Source organism: Vreelandella malpeensis (assembly GCF_020622355.1).
GTDB lineage: Bacteria > Pseudomonadota > Gammaproteobacteria > Pseudomonadales > Halomonadaceae > Vreelandella > Vreelandella malpeensis.
Genome location: NZ_WHVL01000002.1, coordinates 553,921 through 573,207 on the forward strand (window position 1 = coordinate 553,921; position 19,287 = coordinate 573,207).

The window sequence follows — 19,287 nt, forward strand, 5'->3', positions numbered from 1 at the left end:
CGTCCGCTCCTCTCTCAAATAGCCGCGTTTTGACCTTTGGCCTCATCTTTCGCCCCGATTGGAGGGACGTTCATGCTGACTCTTGCGCGCCGCTGGCGCTGGTTGACGCTGCTTGCCATGGCGAGCCTTCTGTCGGGCTGCCTGGCCCTGCCACAGACCGGGCTGTTCGCCTTTCGCCTGGCGGTGACTTCGCTGGGGGTCGAGAACGTGCGCATCGGCCCCTACAACCTGAATGCGGGGCTCGACACCACCGACCTGACCAGCCTGATCGCCTCGAGTCTGGGCGCGGGAAGCCTGCCGGTGCAGGCCACCATGGCACTGGGGCTGGGGCTTCCGGCGGGCATGCCGGCGGTGAACATGGCCGGCTTCAACTGGACGCTGGACATGCCCGGCGTCGACCCGGTCTCCGGGCGCTACAACGAAGACGTCTCGCTCACGCCGGGTGACGGCGCCAACCTGCGCCTGCCGGTCTCCTTCGACGTGCTGGCCACCGACCCGCAGCGCCTGAGCCCGATGATCGACCTGGCCCGGCAGCTGGCGTCGAACGGCTCGCTGCCCGCCGGCAGCGAATTGGCGATCACCCCGGGGAATCTGCGCGGGCTCGGCATGACGCTGCCCGCCGGCTTGCTCACGCCCACCCTGCGCCTCAACGTCGGCGAGGACGGTCAGCTCACGCCGGTACGTTAAAGGCCACGCCGCCCGACCCACTGGGCGGCGAACTGCCAGGCGGTACGCCCGCTGCGCCCGCCGCGAAGCGTGGCAAAGCGAACCGCCTCCTCCCGGGCGGCCTCCTCCCAGGCGCCCTCACCGCCCAGGCTTGTGACCCAATGGGCACACACTTCGAGATAGGTGGCCTGGTCGAAGGGGTGAAAGCCGAGCCACAGCCCGAAGCGGTCCGACAGCGAAATCTTCTCCTCCACGGCGTCGCCGTGATGCAGCTCCTCGCCGACCAGCCTGGAGCCTTCGTTGTCTGCCATCGACTCCGGCAGCAGGTGGCGACGGTTCGAGGTGGCGTAGATCAAAACGTTCTCCGGCGGGCCGGTGAGCGTTCCATCGAGCACGCTCTTGAGCGCCTTGTAGGCATCGTCATTGCCCTCGAAGGAGAGATCGTCGCAGTAAACCACAAAGCGCTGGGGTGCGTGGCGAAGCGTCTCGACCAGCCGGGGAAGACTCGCCAGGTCGTGGCGGTCCACCTGGATCAGCCGCAGGCCCTCATGGCCCAGAGTATTGATCAAGGCACGCACCACCGACGACTTGCCGCTGCCGCGCGAGCCCCACAGCAGCGCGTGGTTGGCGGGCAGTCCCTTCAAAAACGCCCGGGTATTGTCGACGAGCGCCTTTTTCTGGCGCTCGATACCGAGCAGGTCATCGAGCGTGGTGGTATCACGCACCGGTACCGGCACCAAGTGGCCGCCGAGCGGATGGCGCTGCCACAGCGCGGCGGTATGGGTTTCCCAGTCCACCGGCGTGGGCGCCGGGGGAAGCCAGTGCTCGACGTGGTCGAGCAGCCGGGTGAGTCGTTGGGTTAATTCGGCGTCCATCCTTGCCCTCTCGTTGAGTTATGCTAAAAATACCGACATTGGACCGTCATCTCGAACACGGCTTCTGCCGATAAGGAACCGATCATGCGCTGGCTTCGCCCCTTCGCCGTTACCGCCCTGTGCGCCTCACTTGCGGCGTGTGCCACCTCGCCCACCGGACGCTCGCAGCTTCTGCTGCTCTCGGACGCCGAGCTCAACCAGATGGGCCAGCAGGCCTTTGCCCAGTACCAGCAGGACGTGCCGATGGGCGACCAGGCGAGCCTGCGCTACGTGCAGTGCATCACCGATGCCATCGTCGACGTGCTGCCGGAACGTCAGCGCAACCAGGATTGGCAGGTGCGGGTGTTCAAGTCCGATCAGCCCAACGCCTTCGCCCTGCCCGGCGGTTACATGGGGGTGAATACCGGCATGCTGGACATCGCCACCAACCAGGACCAGCTCGCCTCGGTGATCGGCCACGAGATCGGCCATGTGCTGGCCAACCATGCCAACGAGCGCGCCTCCACCCAGAACGCGACCTCCCTGGGGCTTTCGGTGATCTCCAGCGCCTCGGGCATGCAGTCGCCCGGCGGCCAGCAGCTGATGGGCGTGCTCGGCATGGGCGCGCAGTACGGCATCGCGCTGCCCTTCTCGCGCCGCCACGAAAGCGAGGCGGACACCATTGGCCAGAACCTGATGGCCCAGGCCGGCTTCGACCCGCGCGAAAGCGTCACGCTGTGGCAGAACATGCAGGCCGCCTCCACCGGCGGTGCGCCGCCGGCATGGATGTCGACCCACCCGAGCCAGGATCAGCGCATCGACGGCCTGCAGGCCGGCATGGACCAGGCGATGGCCACCTATGAACAGGCCAGAGGCCAGGGCCGCACGCCGAACTGCCCGCGCCCCTGACCCCTCCTAGCCGGTGAGCGCGCGTCTCAACAGCGCGCGCACCGGCCCGGTGTCCGGGCGCACGCGGCGCCACAAGAAGAACGCCTCCGCCGCCTGCTCCACCAGCATCCCCAGGCCATCCACCGGGGTGGCACCGTGATCTTGCGCCCAGCGCAGAAACACCGTGGGTTCGGCTGCGTACATCATGTCGTAGGCGAAGCCGCCGGGGGTGAACAGCGCCTCCGGCAACGGCGGAAGCTCGCCGGCAAGGCTTGCGCTGGTGCCGTTGATGACCAGATCGAACGGCCCCTCCAGGGCGTCATATCCCCCGCCGACGACCGCGCCCAGATCGGCGAAGTCACGCGCCAGTGCGGCGGCCTTGGCGCCGGTACGGTTGATGATCACCACCTCGCGCGGCCCCCTTTCCAAGAGCGGCGCGAGCACCCCGCGCACCGCGCCGCCGGCGCCCAGCACCAGGATGCGCACTCCCTTCAACGGGATGTGGTGAGCGTCCAGGTCGCGCAACAGCCCCACGCCATCGGTGTTGTCGCCGTAGACGCGGCCGTTCTGACCATTGATCAGCGTGTTGACCGCACCGGCGCGGCGCGCCCGCTCGCTCAGCGTGTCGCACAGCGCGAAGGCCTGCTCCTTGAAGGGCACGGTGACGTTGGCGCCCCGCCCGCCGCCTTCGCAGAAGGCCCGCCAGGTGGCGACGAAGCCGTCGAGCGGGGCAAGCTCGGCGGTGTAGACGATCTCCTGGCCGGTCTGCTCGCCGAAGCGCTGGTGGATCAGGGGGGACTTCGAGTGCTCGACGGGGTTGCCCAGCACGCAGTAATGATCGCTCATGGCGCCACTCCCAGCCGCTTCGCCTCGCCCAGCCAGTCCCGCGCGACCAGATACTCGTCGAGGTGCGCTTCAGGGCTTCCGGCGCCGGGGGTATAGGCGTACTCCCAGCGGGCCAGCGGCGGCATCGACATCAAGATCGATTCGGTGCGCCCACCGCTTTGCAGCCCGAACAGGGTGCCCCGGTCCCACACCAGGTTGAACTCGACGTAGCGTCCGCGCCGGTAGAGCTGGAAATCGCGCTCGCGATCACCCCAGGGCGTGTCGCGGCGACGCTCGACGATCGGCAGGTAGGCGTCGAGGAAGCTGTCACCCACGGCGCGCTGGAAGGCGAAGGAAGATTCGAAGCCCGCCTCGTTCAGGTCATCGAAGAACAGCCCGCCCACGCCCCGGGTTTCGTCGCGGTGCTTGAGGTAGAAGTAGTCATCGCACCACGCCTTGTAGCGCGGGTAGACGTCGTCGCCGAAGGGCGTACAGGCGTCGCGGGCCACCCGGTGCCAGTGCACCGCATCCTCGAACACCGGGTAGAACGGGGTCAGATCGAAGCCGCCGCCGAACCACCACACCGGCGCCTCGCCCTCCTTCTCGGCGATGAAAAAGCGCACGTTGCCGTGGCTGGTCGGCACGTGCGGGTTCTCCGGGTGCAGCACCCAGGAAACCCCGACCGCGTGAAAGCTGCGTCCGGCGAGTTCCGGGCGCGAAGCGGTGGCGGACGGCGGCAGCGTCTGGCCGAAGACGTGGGAGAAGTTGACCCCGCCCTTCTCGAACAGTGCGCCCTCCTCGATCACCCGGGAGCGTCCGCCGCCGCCCTCCTCGCGCTGCCAGCTGTCCTCGCGGAAGGTGGCGCGGCCATCGGCTCTAGCCAGCGCCTCGCACAGGCGATCCTGCAGATCCAGCAGGTAGGTCTTGACGTCGTTCAGGTGCTCGTGGGCCACTGTCTCTCCAAAACGTTGCCTTGAGGGTAGGCGTTGATGGTAAGGGGTAAAGCGAAAGGCGTGAAGGCCCGGCTCAGGACGGCGCCTGATAACGGGCCAGCGCGCGGCGATAGGCGCCGCTTCGTACCGCGCGGCTGATCATCGGCATCGCGCTCTTGATACCGGCGCGCACCAGCCGACGCGTCGGCATCGACATGGCAAGGTCCAGCTGCGCCGCCGCCCACCTGGGCAACAGATCGATGCCGGCGCGCATGAACAAAGCGCCGGCCGGGCGCAGCAGGAGATGGCGCGGCGGCGCCGCCAGCAGCAGCGCGACCACCTCGCGGGTGCGCGCATCACACACCAGCCGGGGTCGCTGCGCCTCGAGATAGGCGTCGATGGCCGCCGCGCTATCCGGCACGTCGCGGGCGCCGAGGGCCTCGGCGATGCAGGCGGTCTCGAAGAAGTAGCGGTCCTGCTCGGCCCGCGAAAGCCGCGGGTTGCGATAGCGCAGGTGCGCGGCCATGAAGCGGCTCATCTCGGCCACGTGCACCCAGGTGAGAAGCGCCGGATCGTCGGCGGCGTAGGGCTCGCCGTTGGCAGCTTCGCCACGCACCCGGGCATGCACCCGGCGCACCCGCTCGATCGCCGCCTCGGCCTCGTCGAAGGTGCCGAAGCTGGTGGTGGCGATGAAGTCGCTGGTGCGCCGCAGGCGTCCTACCATGTCGTGGCGAAAGTGGGAGTGGTCCCAGACGCCGGCGAGCGCCAGCGGATGGAGCATCTGCAGCAGCAGCGCGCTGATGCCGCCGCACATCATCGGCGTGAAGTCGCCGTGCAGGTTGCGCACCAGCTCGTCCTGAGGAAAGGGGCCGGGGTAGCGCTCGACGCGCGCCCGGCCCAGGCGCGCCGTCATGGCGTCGCGCAGAAAGGCGGTCATGTCAGGCGCGCAGCACCTTGCCGGTAAGCAGGTCACGAATGGTGCTGGGCCGGGCCTGGCCGCCAAGCTCACCGGGGGCGATGGCGCCCAGGTCATCGCCGAAGAGGCGCTCGACCTCCTCGGCGCTCATGGCCGGCGGTTCGCTCGAACGGTTGGCGGAGGTGGAGACCAGGGGCCCGCCGAAGGCCTCGCAGAGGGCGGCCATGAGCGGGTGGTCGGTGACCCGCAACGCCACGCTGCGATGGGCGCCGCGCACCAGGGCGTGGCTGCGGCCGTTGTCCGGCACCAGCCACGTGTTGGGCCCTGGCCAGCTGGTGGCGAGCCGGGCGTGCAGCTCGAGCGCCAGCCCCGAAAGCCACGGACCGAACTGCTGCATGCTGGCGGCCACCAGGATCACCCCCTTGGCCGGGTCGCGCTCCTTCAAGCGCATTAGCTGGGTCAGCGCCTGTTCGTTGTCCGGGTCGCAGCTCAACCCCCACACCGCTTCGGTGGGACAACCCACCACGCAGCCTTTGTGAAGGGCGCGTACCACGTGTTGAAGTTCTGTCGTCGCCGTCATCGAGACCTCCTTGGCGTCGGCGCGAAACGCGCGCCATGTGGATCATTTTATCACGGCTCAGTGCCGCCGCACCCAGCCGCCCGCCTGCTGGGCAACGGCGCCGTCGAGCTCGAGCATCAGAAGCTCGCGCTGGCACTCGGCCACGCTCAGGCCGGTGCGCTGGACCAGCAGATCGATCGGCGTGGGAGTCGAGGTGAGCGCACCGAGAAGCCCAGGCGGCGCGTCGTCGGGCTCGCCGTCAGGCGCCGTTGGCGACGATGTCGACGGCGCCGTGGGCAGAAACGCCGGTGCCCAGTGGCCAAGCTCCGCGATGATGTCGTCGACGTGACGGGCCAGGGTGGCGCCGCTCTTGAGCAGCGACAGGCAGCCTGTGGCCTGAACGTTGTGGATCGAGCCCGGCACGGCAAACAGCTCGCGCCCCTGCTCGAGCGCCAGCCGCGCGCTGACCAGGGTGCCGCTCTTCTCCGTCGCCTCGATCACCAGGGTGCCGAGCGAAAGGCCGGTGACGATGCGGTTGCGGCGCGGAAAGAAGGCCGGGTGTGCCTGGGTGCCCGGCGGGTGTTCGGCGAGAATCAGCGCACGCGGGGCGTGGGCGAGGCGCTCGTAGAGGGTGCGATGGCGGGCCGGATAGATCACGTCCACCCCGGAGCCTAGCACCGCCACCGTGGCGCCACCTTCGTCGAGCGCCGCCGTCTGGGCGAGCGCGTCCACGCCGAGCGCCATGCCGCTGACCACGCACCAGCCGCGTCGGGAAAGCTCGCCGGCAAACCCCCGGGCGTTGCCGGCGCCTTCGGCGGTCGGCCGGCGGGTGCCGACCACCGCCAGGCTCGGGCCTTGAAGCGCGGCTAGATCTCCCAGCGCCCAGAGTACCGGCGGCGGGTCTGGCAGCTCGTCGAGAAGCGCGGGCCAGGCGGGGTGGCCTGGGTGCAGGACATGGCGATCAGCGCCCCCTTCGCGCCAGCGCCGGGTGGCGTCGATACGCGCTTGAAGCGGACTCTTGGCCGGGTGATCGAGCCACAGCCGCAAGACGCTGGCCGCAGGGCCAGGGAGTGCCGCGAGCCATCCCAGCGGCCAGTCGAGGCGGCGCCTGGCGAGTGCGGCGATACGGTGAGCGCCCATGCCGGGAAGCGCCTCAACGGCGAGCCATGCGTTCTCGTCCATTTTCCACTCCCTGCCTAGCGTCGATGATACTTCGTCGATGATGCATCGTCGGTGGCGCTAGCGAGACGGCGAGCGCACCTCGTCGCCAACCGCCAGCACGTTGGACACCCGCATCACCAGGGCGTAGCTCATGGCGCTGTAGGGCTTGAACACCATGACCATGCCGCCTTGTGTGCCGGGCAGCTGCAGACGCTCGCCTGTGCGCGGGTCGCTGACCACCTCGCCCTGCTGGTTCACCTCGAGCACGTGACCGGGCTGCAGGCCATCCTCGGTGCCGAGATCGAGTGCGACCACCTGCAGCCGGCCGATGAAGCGCACCCCACCGGGGGCGGCGATGATGTGACCGGCCACCGCTGTCTGAGGCGCGCGAGGCTGGAAATCCTCGTCGAAGGCAACCTCCAACGGCAGCAAAATGTCGTCGTTGCGCACCTCCTGCTGGGCGCGCAGCACCTCGACCCGGGCGATATCGCCCTGCTGGTCTAGACGCCGCCCCTCACCGACGTAGACCAGCTCGCGACCGAGCGGCGTGCCATCGGCGCCCAGATACACCTCCCCCGGGCGGTAGAAGCCCAGCGGCGTCTCTACGGGAATCACGCCGCGCACATAGAGCGTGTCGCCGGCGCCGCTGATCAGACGCCGATTCTCGCCGCCGATCACGTAGCCGAGCTCATCAAGCGCTTCGCCTTGGGCCTGAAAGCGGTGCTCGCGCAGAAACGCCGCGACCACCTCGCGAGGCAGTGGCGCGATCGCCTCGCGGGTCGGGATACGTCGCACCTGGGGCGAGAGCTTCACCACCGGGCGCCCGCGCTCGAGCGCAAGGCACGGGGCGCCGGCGCAGTTGCCCAGTACCAGCGTATCGCCGGGATAGATGAGGTGCGGGTTGTCGATCTGCGGGTTGTCCCGCCATAGCGCGGGCCACTGCCAGGGGGCGTCGAGAAAGCGCGCGGCGATGTCCCACAGGGTGTCACCACGCACCACCACGTAGCGCTCCGGGGCGTCGTCGCGCACGCGCTCCCAGGCCTGGGCGAGGCTGCCCGAAAGCATAACCCCCAGCAGCGCCGCGAGCGCGCCATGACGCAGGGACTTCTTGACGGCCATAGGATCTCCCCGAAAACCTTGAAAGCGGCGCCAGGCCCGCTGCGCGCATGCCCAGAAGTGCCGTCGGCGTGGTATGATGACCTATAGTAAAGCACATCGCCGCGCCAACCCAACTTAGGCCGGCACGCGATCCCGGCGCGTACGCCGGCCGCCACCCAGACTTTCAGAATCCACGCTTTGATAACGGTGATTGCAACGCCATGGCCAAACGTCCCATTCTCGAATTTCCCGATGAACGCCTGCGGACCAAGGCGCAACCGGTAGAGACCGTCGACGACGACATCCGCCAGCTCGTCGACGACATGCTGGAGACCATGTACGACGCCCGCGGCATCGGCCTTGCCGCCACTCAGATCGACGTTCACCGCCGCGTGGTGGTGATGGACGTCTCGGAAAACGGCAACGAGCCTCTGGTGATGATCAACCCGCGCTACACGCCCATCGGCGAGGAGAAGGCCCCGCTCTCGGAAGGCTGCCTGTCGATTCCCGAGCAGTACGCCGAGGTGCCGCGCTTTCTGAAGGTCAAGCTCGAGGCGCTGGATCGCCACGGCGAGGCCTTCGAGCTCGAGGCCGAAGGTCTTCTCGCTCACTGCATCCAGCACGAGTACGATCACCTCGAGGGGGTGCTGTTCGTCGACTACCTCTCGCCCCTGAAGCGCGAGCGCATCCAGAAGAAGATGCAAAAGCGCCACAAGCTGATGCAGGACGCCTGAGCGATCGACAAGCCGCCTTCGGGCGGCTTTTGCGTTGCTTATCCCCTACTCAAACGTCCTTCGAACAGGTAGTCACATGTCGTCACTGCGCGTCGTCTTTGCAGGTACCCCGGAGTTCGCCCGGTCCCACCTTGCCGCCCTGCTGGAAAGCCGCCACCAGGTGGTGGGCGTCTACACCCAGCCCGACCGCCCCGCCGGGCGCGGGCGCAAGCTCACCCCGAGCCCGGTCAAGCAGCTGGCGCTCGAACACGGCCTCACGGTCCACCAACCGCCAAGCCTGAAGGAGCCCGCCGCCCAGGCGGTGCTTGCCGGGCTCGAAGCGGACATCATGGTGGTGGTTGCCTACGGGCTTCTGCTGCCCCAAGCGGTACTCGACACCCCGCGCCTTGGCTGCATCAACGTGCACGCCTCGCTCTTGCCGCGCTGGCGCGGCGCCGCCCCCATCCAGCGCGCCATCGAGGCCGGCGACGCCGCCTCCGGGGTGACCATCATGCAGATGGATGCGGGGCTTGACACCGGCGACATGCTGCTCGAGCGATCAACGCCGATCACCGTGCACACCACCGGCGGCGCGCTCCACGACCAGCTGGCCGAAGAAGGCCCCCGGGCGCTGATCGAAGTGCTCGACGCCTTCGCCGCCGGCACGGTGACGGCCACTCCTCAGCCTGCACAGGGTGTGACCTACGCGGCCAAGCTCAGCAAGGCCGAGGCAGAGCTCGACTTTCGCCAGGGCGCCGAGACGCTTGCGCGACGCATCCGCGCCTTCAACCCCTGGCCTGTGGCCTGGTGCGCCCTGGGTGACGACCGCCTGCGCCTGCACATGGCAAGCGCCGAGGCGACCGGGCAGGCCAGCGCCGCGCCGGGCACGCTGCTCGATCACGGCGACGGGGCGCTGCGTATCGCCTGCGGCGAGCGTGGCGACGAGGTGCTGCGCGTGAGTCAGGCTCAACTGCCCGGCGGCAAGGTTTTACCGGTCAGCGCTCTGCTCAACTCGCGCCATGCGGGGCTTGTACCCGGCAGTCGGCTGGGTCGTACGAGCGAAGGAGAAGCGTCATGAGTGCGCGTCGTCCCCAGGAAGGCAGCGGCCAGGAAGTGCGCGCCGCCGCGGCCCGCGCGCTGGTGCCGGTGCTGAACGAGCAAGGCTCGCTTGCAGGTCTTGACGAGCACAGCGTGATCGCCCGCGATCGCGGCCTGCTCAAGGAGCTCTGTTTCGGTACCTGCCGGCGCCTGCCGCGCCTCGAGGCGCTCGCCGCGCGCCTGCTCAAGCAGCCGCTCAAGAAGCGCGACCGTGACGTTCACGCGCTGCTGCTGGTCGGCATCTACCAGTTGCTCTACATGCGCATTCCGCCCCACGCGGCAGTGGGCGAGACCGCAGGTGCGGCGCGCCTGCTCAAGAAGGAGTGGGCCACGCGAGTGCTCAACGGTTGCCTGCGGCGGCTGCAACGCGAGCACGCTGAGCTCGAAGCCGAAGTGGACCGCGATGAAAGCGCCCGGCTTTCACACCCGCAGTGGCTTCTGGACGCGCTGCGCAAGGCCTGGCCCGAGCAGTGGCCCGACGTGGTGGAGGCCAACAATCAGCCCGGGCCGATGACGCTGCGGGTCAACCAGCGCCTGGGCGATCGCGAGGCGTACCTGGCCAAACTGATGGATCTCGGCATCGAGGCGCGCCTGTGTGCCCACGCCCCGGACGGCATCACCCTGGAGACACCCTACGACGTCAGCGCCCTGCCGGGCTTCGGCGACGGTCTGGTCAGCGTGCAGGACGAGGCGGCCCAGCTCTGCGCGACGCTGCTCGGCCCGGTGCTGGCCCCGCGCCCGGGCGCCCACGTGCTGGACGCCTGCGCCGCCCCCGGCGGCAAGACGGCGCACCTGCTCGAGCAGTTCGACATCGCCCTGACGGCGCTGGATAGCGACAACCAGCGCCTCGCCCGGGTCGACGACACTCTGACCCGCCTCAACCTCGAGGCTCGCCTGGTCCACGCCGACGCCGCCGAGCGCGACTGGTGGAACGGCACGCTGTTCGACGCCATCCTGCTCGACGCGCCCTGCTCCGGCACCGGGGTGATCCGCCGCCATCCGGACATCAAGGCACTGCGCCGGCCAAGCGACATCAAGAAGCTCGCCAAGCTCCAGAGCGCGCTGCTCGACAATCTCTGGGGGCTTTTGCGCCCGGGCGGAACGCTCTTGTACGCCACCTGCTCGGTGCTGCCCGAGGAGAACGCGCGCCAGATCGACGCCTTCGTCGAGCGCACTCAGGATGCGCGCGTCACCACGCCCACAGACGTGGCCTGGGGCGTGGCCAGCGGCCACGGGCGGCAGCTGTTTTCGCAACAAAACAGCCACGACGGCTTTTTTTATGCCAGACTGGAAAAGCGCCCGACGCAGTGAGGGCGTCGAACAGCCACTTCACGACAAGGATGAAGATCCCATGAGCGATCATGTCTACAAGCACGTAGAAATCACCGGCTCTTCCGAGACCAGCATCGAAGATGCCGTCCAGAATGCGCTGGCCAAGGCATCGAAGAGCATCGACCACATGCGCTGGCTCGAGATCACCGACACCCGCGGCCACATCGAGAACGGCCGAGTCGCCCATTGGCAGGTGACGGTGAAGGTCGGCTTCACGCTCGAATAATTCACCACTGCTTTTCGACGGCGGCTGGTTTACACTGGCCGCCGTCTTTATTGCAGCGCCCTTCCTGTTTTCGATTCGAACGCGCCGGCGCTTCCAACGGATTCGATTCAGCCATGAAAATCATCATTCTCGGCGCCGGCCAGGTCGGCGGGACCCTGGCCGAACACCTCGCGCGCGAAGAGAACGACATCACCGTGGTCGACACCGACGCGGCCAAGCTGCGTGAGTTGCATACCAAGCTCGATATTCGCACCGTCACCGGCGCTGGCTCCTACCCCATCGTGCTGCGCCAGGCCGGCTGCGAGGACGCCGACATGCTGATCGCCGTCACCAACTCCGACGAAGTCAACATGATCGCCTGCCAGGTCGCCCACACGCTGTTTCGCACCCCCACCAAGATCGCCCGCGTGCGCGCCACGCCCTATCTCACCCGCAAGGGCCTGTTTGCCCACGAGGCGATTCCCATCGACGTGCTGATCAGCCCCGAGCAGGTGGTCACCGACCACGTGCGCCGGCTGATCGAACACCCAGGGGCGCTTCAGGTGCTCGAGTTCGCCGGCGGGCTCGTTCAACTCGTCGCGGTCAAGGCGTTCTACGGCGGCCCGCTGGTGGGCCAGGATCTTGCCTTTCTGGGCCGTCATATGCCCAATGTCGACACCCGCGTGGCGGCGATCTACCGCCGCAATCGGCCGATCATCCCGCGCGGCGATACCGTCATCGAGGCCGACGACGAGGTGTTCTTTCTCGCCGCGCGGCGCGATATCCGCGCGGTGATGAGCGAGCTAAGGCGAGTCGAGCGCGGCTTTCGCCGGGTGGTGATCGCCGGCGGCGGCAACATCGGCGAGCGCCTGGCCGAGCATCTCGAGCACAGCCACCAGGTCAAGATCATCGAGCACAGCCTCGAGCGCTGCACCACGCTCTCCGAGCGTCTCGACCGTACCGTGGTGCTGCACGGAAGCGCCACCAGCAAGCGGCTGCTGGAAGAGGAGAACATCGAGGATTGCGACATCTTCTGCGCGCTGACCAACGACGACGAGGTCAACATCATGTCGTCGCTGCTGGCCAAGCGACTGGGGGCCAAGAAGGTGCTGACGCTGATCAACAACGCCGCCTACGTGGATCTGGTCCAGGGCGGCGAGATCGATATCGCGATCTCGCCCCAGCAGGCGACCATTGGCAGTCTTTTGACCCACGTGCGCCGGGGCGACATCGTCAACGTGCACTCGCTCAGGCGCGGCGCCGCCGAGGCGATCGAGGCGATCGCCCACGGCGACAGGAACTCCTCCAAAGTGGTGGGCCGGGCGGTGCGCGACATCGAGCTGCCCGAAGGCACCACCATCGGGGCGATGGTACGCGGCAAGGAGGTGATCATCGCCCATGGTGACGCGGTGGTGGAGAGTGGCGATCACGTGATCCTGTTCGTGATCGACAAGCGCCGGATTCGCGACGTCGAGCGACTCTTCCAGGTCGGGCTGACGTTCTTTTGAGCGCATTTGATCTCGTTCCCCACTCTTTCAGGAGCCGTTCAATTCCATGAGCCTGCGCGTCATCCTTCGCATTCTGGGGCTTTTGCTCATGCTGTTCAGTCTCACGATGCTGCCGCCCATGCTGATGTCGCTGTGGTTTCGCGATGGCGTCTGGTACGCCTTCGCCAGCGGCATCGCGATCACGGTGATGACCGGGCTTTTGCTCTACCTGCCTAACCGCCGCGAGCGCAGAGAGCTGCGCATTCGCGACGGCTTCATCATCGCGGCGATGTTCTGGACGGTGCTGGCGTTATTCGGCTCCATTCCGTTGATGCTGTTCGGCGAGGATGCGCTGCACTTCACCGACGCGGTGTTCGAGTCGTTTTCCGGGCTGACCACCACCGGGGCCACGGTGATTACCGGCATCGACTTTCTGCCGGAATCGATTCGCTACTACCGCCAGCAGCTGCAGTGGCTTGGCGGCATGGGCATCGTGGTGCTGGCGGTGGCGATCCTGCCGACCCTGGGCGTCGGCGGCATGGCGCTGTATCGCACCGAGATTCCGGGCCCGCTCAAGGACTCCAAGCTTACCCCGCGCATCACCGAGACCGCCAAGGCCCTCTGGTACATCTACGCTACCCTGACCGTGGCCTGTCTGATCGCCTATATGCTGGCGGGCATGAGCTGGTTCGACGCTTTGGGCCACAGCTTCTCGACGGTCGCCAACGGCGGCTTCTCGACCCACGACGCCAGCATCGGCTACTTCAACAGCCCCGCCATCGAGCTGATCTGCGTGGCGTTCATGCTGATCTCGGCGTTCAGTTTCAGCCTGCACTTCATCGCCTGGCGGGAGAAACGCCTGATGCACTATTTTCAGGACCCGGAAGCGCGCTTTCTGATGCTGTTTCTGGCGGGCCTGATCACCATCGCCACCGCCACGCTCTGGTTCACCGGCACCTACGACACCCTGCACGGGCTGCGCCACGCACTGTTTGAAGTGGTATCGGTGGCGACCACCGCAGGCTTCGCAGTAGCGGATTTCTCCGCCTGGCCCGGTGCGCTTCCGTTTCTTTTGTTCATCGCCGCCTTCGTCGGCGGCTGCTCTGGCTCCACCGCCGGTGGCATGAAGGTCATCCGTATCATCCTGATTCTCAAGCAGGGCATGCGCGAGGTGATGCGCCTGATCCACCCCAACGCGGTGATCGCGGTCAAGGTCGGCAAGGTGAGCGTACCCGATAGCATCGCCCAGGCGGTGTGGGGCTTCTTCTCCGCCTACGTGATGCTGTTTTTTTTGATGCTGGTGGGCGTGATGGCCACTGGCGTCGACCAGATCACCGCCTGGTCCACGGTGGGCTCGGCGCTCAACAACCTGGGCCCGGCCCTGGGCGAGGCCAGCGAACACTACGGCGACATGCCGAATCTCGCCAAGTGGATCCTGGTGCTGGCGATGCTGCTGGGTCGCCTCGAGATATTCACCGTACTGGTTCTCTTCACCCCCGCGTTCTGGCGCCGCTGAGGCGGCGCCGGACGTGATCATCTGCGAGTAAACACCATGATGCAGGACGACGCCTCTTCACCGGATGCCGCCTCCCTCGAGACGCTTCCCGCCACCAGCGGCCCGCTGAAGGTCATTCAGATCGGCGATACCCGCTACACCCTGCTGGGCACCGCCCACGTTTCCGCCGAAAGCGCCGAGGACGTCACGCGCCTGCTGGCAAGCGGCGCCTTCGACGCGGCGGCCATCGAGCTATGCGACGCCCGCCACGACAGCATGACCAACCCCGACGCCATGGGCGAGCAGGACCTTTTCCAGGTCTTCAAGCAGGGCAAGGCGGGCATGGTCGCGGCGAGCCTGGCACTCGGCGCCTTTCAACAGCGCATCGCCGAGCAGTCCGGCATCCAGCCCGGCGCAGAGATGCGCGCGGCGGTCGAGTCCTGTCTCGCCCAAGAGCTGCCCCTGCTGCTGATCGACCGCGACGTGGGCGTGACCTTGAAGCGCATCTATCGCAACGTGCCCTGGTGGCAGCGCTTTTCGCTGTTCAGCGGGTTGATCGGCAGCGTCCTGTCGCGCCAGGACGTCTCCAAGGAGGAGATCGAGAAACTCAAGGAAGGGGATATGCTGGAGGCGACCTTCAGCGAGTTCGCCGCCGAGTCCGAGACTCTCTACACGCCTCTGATTCGCGAGCGTGACCGCTACATGGCGCTTCGCCTTTGCGAGCAGGCCCCCCCCGGGCGCTTCAAGAACGTGCTGGTGGTGTTGGGCGCGGGGCACCTCAAGGGGACCGCCGAACACCTCGAGGCGCCGCTGCCCGAGGACCCGGTCGTCGAGCGCGAGGCGCTCGAGCACACCCCGCCGGCGTCGAAACTCTGGAAGGCGCTGCCCTGGGTGATCACCGCGCTGGTCATCACCGGCTTCGCCATCGGGTTCTCGCGCAATACCGAGCTTGGCTGGCAGCTGGTGCTGGAGTGGTTTCTGATCAACGGCATCCTGGCCGGCGGAGCGACGCTGCTGGCGCTGGCCCATCCGGTCACGGTGATCGCCACCTTCTTCGCCGCCCCGCTTACCTCGCTCAACCCGACCATCGGCGCAGGCTTCGTCGCCGCCGGGGTGGAGCTCTACATGCGCAAGCCCAAGGTGCGTGACTTTTCTTCGCTCAGGCACGACGTCACCGCGCTCAAGGGGTGGTGGAAGAACCGCGTGTCGCGCACGCTCCTGGTGTTCATCCTGGCCACCCTCGGCTCGGCGATCGGTACCTGGGTGGCGGGCTTTCGCATCGCCGGGGCGCTGTTCGGCAGCGGCGCATGAACCGGATCGCCCGCGCCCCCTGGCAGGCGGATGCCCTGCTGCTGCTGGTCACGCTGATGGCCGCCGGCGGCTGGATATTCTCCAAGGAAGCCCTGGTGGGCATGCCGCCGCTGCTGTTCATCGGCACCCGCTTTTTGCTCGCCGGCGCCATCCTGCTGGGCTTTGCCTGGCCGGCGCTGCGCCGCCTGCCCGCGCGCCGCGTACGCCGGGGCCTTCTGGTGGGGCTTTTGTTCAGCGTGGCCACCGGGTTCTGGATCATGGGGCTGCACTACTCCCAGCACTTGGGCGAGAGCGCCTTCATCACGAGCCTCGGCATTCTGATGGTGCCGGTGATCGGCATGCTGTTCGGCGAAACGCCGCCGCGCACCACCTGGGTCGCGCTACCCGTGGCGCTGACGGGCTTCGGGCTCTTGTCGCTCAACGCGGGCTTTCGCGTCGAGATCAGCCAGCTTCTGATGGTGTGCGCTGCCCTCGGCTTCGCGCTTCTGATCAACGTCAATACCCGCGTGGTGCGCAACGTCCCGGCACTGCCGTTGACCACGCTTCAGCTGCTGGCGGTGGGCACGGTGCTGACGCTTTTGTCGCTGTTGTTCGAGCGCGCCCCCGTGGCAGTCGAGTCCGCCATTCTCGGCTGGCTGCTGGCAAGCGTGGTGCTGTCGAGCTCGCTGCGCTACTTCCTGCAGATCAAGGCACAGGGCATGACCACGCCGAGCCACGCCTCGGTGATCCTGATGCTCGAGGCGGTGTGGACCGCGCTGATCGCCGCCTGGTGGTTCGGTGAAAGCATGACCGCCCTTCAGCTTACCGGCTGCAGCCTGATCTTCCTGGCGCTGCTCATCAACCGCTGGTACTGGGTGCGTAAGGTGCTGCGCCGCTGGCTGCCCACGGACGCCAAGGCCTAATCGCCACTCCGCCGCGCCAGCAGCCGCTGCATGGCGGGCGTGGGCGCGTCGATCCGTGTGTAGAAACGACTCGCCGCGTAGCTTTCGTTGAACACGTCGAAGTAGTCGTCTAGCACGCTCGCCGCCATCTCGTCTCCGCCCTGGCGCAGCAGTTCGATGGCCACTTCGGCGGTGCACAGGTGCGCTTTCGAGGCGGGCTTTCTCAGTCGGTAGCGGGTCTCTCGCTCGGTGCGCAGCGCCAGTATCGGCAGGTCATCCAGATAGGGGCTCTTGCGAAACATGCGTCGCGCCTGACGCCAGGTACCGTCGAGAATGACGAACACCGGGATCCGCTCGCTCGCCTTGGCCGCGTGCACCGCGTCGATGTCGACCACGCGCTCGGCGTAGTCCGGCTGGTCGTCGGGGAAGATCAGAAACGGTGCGTACCGCGCATCCTGCAGCAGAGCCGCAAGCTCGGGGTCGAGCTCGGTGCGCGACCAGGTGAATACACGGGTATCCGACAGCACGTCGCGAATCAGCCGCCCGGTATTGGTGGGCTTCATGTGCTCAAGCGAATGAGTGATCAGCCATACTTGGGCCACGCTCTCGGCACTCGCCCGGTAGGGGCATAGGCAGTTGAGCTTGGGCAGGTTGCAGCCCGGGCAGCGAATCACGAAGCTGCCGCGCGCCTTGAACTCGCGCCGAGTCGGGCCTGATGGCGCATCATGCTCGACGGACGTATCGGAAGAAGACATCGGCCTACCTCAACGGACAAAGGGCGCCGAGTATAATGCAGCGTCCAATTCATGACGAACACCTTAAGCTGTCAACCTTTCATCTACAAATAGTTGACATAAAAAACCCGTTCCCGATAGAGTTTGGTAAACCTCAACATCATAAAAGGTTTACCTGTGACTTCTTCAACACCCCGCCACGACTGGAGCGTCGAGGAGATCGACGCTTTTTTCGCCCTGCCCTTCAACGACCTGCTATTCCAAGCCCAAAGTGTTCATCGCGCCCATTTCGACGCCAACGCCGTGCAGATCTCGACGCTCTTGTCGATCAAGACCGGCGCCTGTCCCGAGGACTGCAAGTACTGTCCGCAGTCCGGCCATTACAACACCGGCCTGGGCAAGGAGAAACTCATGGCAGTGGCCAAGGTGGTCGAACAGGCACGGGCAGCGAAAGCAGCCGGCGCCAGCCGGTTCTGCATGGGGGCGGCATGGCGCAGTCCGCAGGAAAAGGACCTGGCGGTCGCCGAGGAGATGGTGCGTCAGGTGAAGGCGCTGGGGCTGGAAACCTGCATGACCCTGGGCATGGTCGACGATCGCCAGGCAAACCGCCTGGCCGAGGCGGGGCTCGACTACTACAACCATAACCTGGATACCTCGCCGGCGTATTACGGCGAGATCATCACTACGCGAAGCTACGGCGACCGGCTCGACACGCTGGCAAGCGTGCGACAGGCGGGCATGAAGGTATGCTCCGGTGGTATCGTCGGCATGGGTGAAGGACTTTCCGATCGAAGCGCGCTACTGCGCGAGCTGGCAAGGCTCGATCCGCACCCGGAATCGGTGCCGATCAACCAGCTGGTGAAAGTACCCGGCACGCCGCTTGAAAACGTCGACGACCTGGATCCGCTCGCTTTCATTCGCGTGATTGCCGTGGCGCGCATCGTGATGCCGCAAAGCCATGTGCGTCTCTCCGCTGGTCGCGAGCAGATGAGCGAATCCACCCAGGCGCTCGCTTTCATGGCCGGTGCCAATTCGATCTTCTACGGTGACAAGCTGCTCACCACCGACAATCCCCAGGCCGAGCGGGATCGGGCGCTGTTCGACAAGCTGGGCCTGCATGCGGAAACCCGGGAAATGCCGGACGATAGCGCCGCCGCGCTGGTTCGTGTAACGCAGGCCCGGCGCCAGAGCGCCCTTTCGCTGGCGATCGAGGCGAGCTGATCAGTCGAGCGCGAAGCTTCGCTGTCGGCGCCATTGGTGGACCAGCGCCGGTACGCCTTCGCCGGCGGTGGTGTTGATCGCCAGCACCCCCGGCGGGGTCAGGCTGTCCGCATCCGGGTCGACCAGCGCGCAGGGCGTGTCTACCCCGACGTAGGACAGAAGGGAGGCAGCGGGCATCACCGCAAGCGACGTACCCACCACTAAAAAGAAGTCCGCCTGGCTTGCAAGCGTGCAGGCCTGATCGAACAGCGGCACCGATTCGCCGAACCAGACCACGTCCGGGCGCAGCTGGCTGCCCTTGTCGCATACGTCGCCCAGCCGAATGTCACCCTTGATGGGGTAGCGAAGGCGCGCATCCACGCTGGAGCGCGCCTTCAGGATCTCGCCGTGCAGGTGCAGCACGTTTTTCGAGCCCGCCCGTTCGTGCAGGTCGTCGATATTCTGGGTGATGATCGACACCGTGAAGCCGTCCTGCTCGAGGGCGGCCAGCGCCTTGTGGGCGGCGTTGGGCCGGGCGCGGCGAATCTGCTCGCGGCGCTGATTGTAGAAGTCGAGCACCCGCTCGGGGTCGTCGCGAAAGCCATCAAACGTGGCCACCTTCTCGACCGGATGCTCCTCCCACAGGCCGTCGCTGGCGCGAAAGGTCTTGATACCGCTCTCGACGCTGATGCCGGAACCGGTGAACACCACCAGGTGCGGTAGCGTCACCGCCTGCAGGTGGCTGTTATCTGCGGGCTCGCCTGCCAACATGACTCGTCTCCTTGAAAAAGCGCCCTCGGGCGGGCGCCTTTCAGACTAGGCGATGGCGCAGGCGGATGGCAACGCCTGGGCCATCCGCTCGCCAGGCGAGGTCTACTCTCACCTTGGCGACGGACGTCGCATGTTGGCATCGCATTTCGGCAAGACCTGCC

20 protein-coding genes are annotated in these 19,287 nt (G+C 66.8%); 11 read left to right on the top strand and 9 right to left on the bottom strand.

Features of this window, described 5'->3' with window-relative positions; translation table 11 throughout:
* Positions 1-72: 72 nt before the first annotated feature.
* Positions 73-687 (top strand): hypothetical protein, encoded by a 615-nt coding sequence (locus GEV37_RS07855; RefSeq protein ID WP_227389673.1) that lies wholly within the window; start codon positions 73-75, stop codon positions 685-687.
* On the opposite strand, the gene GEV37_RS07860 is transcribed toward GEV37_RS07855, so the two are convergent.
* Positions 684-1,541, bottom strand: coding sequence for an ATP-binding protein (locus tag GEV37_RS07860; protein WP_227389674.1), 858 nt, complete (start codon positions 1,539-1,541; stop codon positions 684-686). The genes GEV37_RS07855 and GEV37_RS07860 overlap by 4 nt on opposite strands.
* Before the next feature lie 84 nt (positions 1,542-1,625).
* Here GEV37_RS07860 and GEV37_RS07865 point away from each other — a divergent pair, with 84 nt between their 5' ends.
* Positions 1,626-2,429: a M48 family metallopeptidase gene (locus tag GEV37_RS07865; protein WP_227389675.1), complete on the top strand. Its 804-nt coding sequence runs from the start codon at positions 1,626-1,628 to the stop codon at positions 2,427-2,429.
* Between the two features lie 6 nt (positions 2,430-2,435).
* Here the strand turns inward: GEV37_RS07865 and aroE are convergent, their stop codons facing one another.
* From aroE to GEV37_RS07895, 6 genes are all read right to left on the bottom strand, one after another.
* Entirely contained in the window at positions 2,436-3,254 is an 819-nt protein-coding gene (aroE, locus tag GEV37_RS07870; RefSeq protein WP_227389676.1) for a shikimate dehydrogenase, read from the bottom strand.
* Complete coding sequence (gene hemF, locus GEV37_RS07875) at positions 3,251-4,186, bottom strand: oxygen-dependent coproporphyrinogen oxidase (RefSeq protein ID WP_227389677.1); 936 nt, start codon at positions 4,184-4,186, stop codon at positions 3,251-3,253. Before hemF ends, aroE begins: the two co-directional genes overlap by 4 nt.
* A gap of 73 nt (positions 4,187-4,259) precedes the next feature.
* Positions 4,260-5,102, bottom strand: a complete 843-nt coding sequence (locus tag GEV37_RS07880) for an oxygenase MpaB family protein (protein ID WP_227389678.1) — start codon at positions 5,100-5,102, stop codon at positions 4,260-4,262.
* Position 5,103: 1 nt separating this feature from the next.
* A complete protein-coding gene (gene tsaC, locus GEV37_RS07885) occupies positions 5,104-5,661 on the bottom strand; it encodes an L-threonylcarbamoyladenylate synthase type 1 TsaC (protein ID WP_227389679.1) in 558 nt (185 codons plus the stop codon).
* Between the two features lie 57 nt (positions 5,662-5,718).
* The gene (gene dprA, locus GEV37_RS07890) at positions 5,719-6,822 is read right to left on the bottom strand and encodes a DNA-processing protein DprA (protein ID WP_227389680.1); all 1,104 of its coding nucleotides are present in this window, start codon (positions 6,820-6,822) and stop codon (positions 5,719-5,721) included.
* A gap of 57 nt (positions 6,823-6,879) precedes the next feature.
* A complete protein-coding gene (locus tag GEV37_RS07895) occupies positions 6,880-7,920 on the bottom strand; it encodes a LysM peptidoglycan-binding domain-containing protein (RefSeq protein ID WP_227389681.1) in 1,041 nt (346 codons plus the stop codon).
* 200 nt (positions 7,921-8,120) lie between these two features.
* Between GEV37_RS07895 and def the strand changes: the two genes are divergently transcribed.
* The 8 genes from def to GEV37_RS07935 all read left to right on the top strand — a co-directional run bounded on the left by def (position 8,121) and on the right by GEV37_RS07935 (position 16,442).
* Positions 8,121-8,633 (top strand): peptide deformylase, encoded by a 513-nt coding sequence (def, locus tag GEV37_RS07900; RefSeq protein WP_227389682.1) that lies wholly within the window; start codon positions 8,121-8,123, stop codon positions 8,631-8,633.
* Between the two features lie 76 nt (positions 8,634-8,709).
* A complete protein-coding gene (gene fmt / locus GEV37_RS07905) occupies positions 8,710-9,690 on the top strand; it encodes a methionyl-tRNA formyltransferase (RefSeq protein ID WP_227389683.1) in 981 nt (326 codons plus the stop codon).
* The gene (gene rsmB / locus GEV37_RS07910) at positions 9,687-11,021 is read left to right on the top strand and encodes a 16S rRNA (cytosine(967)-C(5))-methyltransferase RsmB (RefSeq protein ID WP_227389684.1); all 1,335 of its coding nucleotides are present in this window, start codon (positions 9,687-9,689) and stop codon (positions 11,019-11,021) included. Before fmt ends, rsmB begins: the two co-directional genes overlap by 4 nt.
* Before the next feature lie 40 nt (positions 11,022-11,061).
* Positions 11,062-11,268 (top strand): dodecin, encoded by a 207-nt coding sequence (locus tag GEV37_RS07915; protein ID WP_227389685.1) that lies wholly within the window; start codon positions 11,062-11,064, stop codon positions 11,266-11,268.
* A 113-nt stretch (positions 11,269-11,381) separates the two neighbouring features.
* Entirely contained in the window at positions 11,382-12,755 is a 1,374-nt protein-coding gene (gene trkA / locus GEV37_RS07920; protein WP_227389686.1) for a Trk system potassium transporter TrkA, read from the top strand.
* 46 nt (positions 12,756-12,801) lie between these two features.
* Positions 12,802-14,250 (top strand): TrkH family potassium uptake protein, encoded by a 1,449-nt coding sequence (locus GEV37_RS07925; protein ID WP_227389687.1) that lies wholly within the window; start codon positions 12,802-12,804, stop codon positions 14,248-14,250.
* Between the two features lie 36 nt (positions 14,251-14,286).
* A complete protein-coding gene (locus GEV37_RS07930; protein WP_227389688.1) occupies positions 14,287-15,540 on the top strand; it encodes a TraB/GumN family protein in 1,254 nt (417 codons plus the stop codon).
* A complete protein-coding gene (locus GEV37_RS07935; protein ID WP_227389689.1) occupies positions 15,537-16,442 on the top strand; it encodes a DMT family transporter in 906 nt (301 codons plus the stop codon). Before GEV37_RS07930 ends, GEV37_RS07935 begins: the two co-directional genes overlap by 4 nt.
* Here the strand turns inward: GEV37_RS07935 and GEV37_RS07940 are convergent.
* Complete coding sequence (locus GEV37_RS07940; RefSeq protein WP_227389690.1) at positions 16,439-17,176, bottom strand: tRNA-uridine aminocarboxypropyltransferase; 738 nt, start codon at positions 17,174-17,176, stop codon at positions 16,439-16,441. The two genes, GEV37_RS07935 and GEV37_RS07940, sit on opposite strands and share 4 nt — an antisense overlap.
* A gap of 156 nt (positions 17,177-17,332) precedes the next feature.
* Between GEV37_RS07940 and bioB the strand changes: the two genes are divergently transcribed.
* A complete protein-coding gene (gene bioB, locus GEV37_RS07945) occupies positions 17,333-18,376 on the top strand; it encodes a biotin synthase BioB (protein ID WP_227389691.1) in 1,044 nt (347 codons plus the stop codon).
* Here the strand turns inward: bioB and GEV37_RS07950 are convergent, their stop codons facing one another.
* Positions 18,377-19,126 carry an SIR2 family NAD-dependent protein deacylase gene (locus GEV37_RS07950; protein ID WP_227389692.1) on the bottom strand — a complete coding sequence of 250 codons (750 nt, stop codon included), beginning with the start codon at positions 19,124-19,126 and terminating at the stop codon, positions 18,377-18,379.
* Positions 19,127-19,287: the final 161 nt, after the last annotated feature.